The sequence below is a fragment of the Bradyrhizobium sp. 139 genome (assembly GCF_023074175.1).
Lineage (GTDB): Bacteria > Pseudomonadota > Alphaproteobacteria > Rhizobiales > Xanthobacteraceae > Bradyrhizobium.
Map to the genome: position 1 here is coordinate 1 of NZ_JADPKS010000099.1, position 1,280 is coordinate 1,280.

At 52.2% G+C, this 1,280-nt stretch carries 1 protein-coding gene; it reads right to left on the reverse strand.

Translation table 11 applies throughout. The features are described from left to right. Positions 1-207: DUF2817 domain-containing protein (locus IVA80_RS22195; protein WP_247435222.1), on the reverse strand; the 207-nt coding region annotated here is incomplete at its 3' end. Positions 208-1,280: the final 1,073 nt, after the last annotated feature.

Below are 1,280 nucleotides of genomic sequence, written 5' to 3' on the forward strand. Positions count from 1 at the left end.
CGTGCCGGAAATCAGGATCAGGAGCTTCCTGGCGTCCGGGCTGCCAAAATACGCCACATCCGTGAACAGAGCCTCGCCTGATGGCCCCTTTGAGCTGCATAAATACGATCTCGACGTGGGCACCGCGGCCACGAATTTTTTCCGAGCTTCCAAATAAGAATCGGAAAAAACGACAGAAGCGGTCTGCTGTGCGATGTCAAAATTCACGCTGTTTACCTCCACCCTCATTCGCCTCTGGATGCGTGACGAACAGTCAACACCTCGCGGCGACTTGCCCTGAATCGTACGCGATCCACCAGCATACCTTGAGGGCCGTCAAATTCGCGACACCTTGATCAAGTTGTCAGCCACCCAACGCTACCGACTCCATAAGCCGAATTTCTGCAATGTAAGTCGTCGCGCTCTCGAAATACTGCGCCCGCATGCTGGAACACGAAGCTTCTTACGATCTCTGCGTTAGGCTCGAGTCTGCTACGGCTGTGGCATAAGGAAGTTCTCAGCTTCATGCGACGCCATATGTTACCGAATCTCGGTGGTCATCAGGCAGAATTTGAACTCCCTGTAAGGCCTCTGCGGCTTGCTGAAACGCATTGCTTATTTCCATCATTAACAATTATTACCGACTTCGATTCTTCGGTACCCTTTTGATTCACTCGGTGAAATGCCGGCATGATTATTTTTACAATGATGCTCTCATATCGCAGAATTCTTCCAGCCTGGAGGTGAGTCTATCTATCTTTAGCTGCACCAACACATTCCGGCCACAGCGTGCACCGCACAACACTGCGATGCGTAGATCATCGAAGGTTGAAAGACTATCGGTCGCAGCCACAAGTCCTAGGCTCTAGTTCAAACCGCAGGAAAGCAGTCAGACCAAACGCCGGTTGACTCACTCAGATAGCCGCGCATGCTCGAAGGAGACCACTGCGCCACTAAAGTTGCTGACCTGTCTAAACTGAAGCAATCCGCAGCTCATCACAGGTTTTTGGCCTCTGACATGGGATGACGCATGAAATCTGCGGAATTACATTCAAACAGCACAATAACAGCGCACGCACAGGTCTACGATCCCGACGTCGAAAAGCAACTAATCGCCAAGGACTATGGGGGCCCTCGATTCATGCCCGACCGCCACATCAGGCCGTTGGAAAGCGAACGATCGCGGCACCCGCCGGTTCAATTGGCCTCAGAGGTATGAGATGACGAAATCAAATTCGCTAGTCGCAATGGACCTAGCAACTTCGCTCCACCCGTCCACCGATGCTCGCGCATTGGAAAAG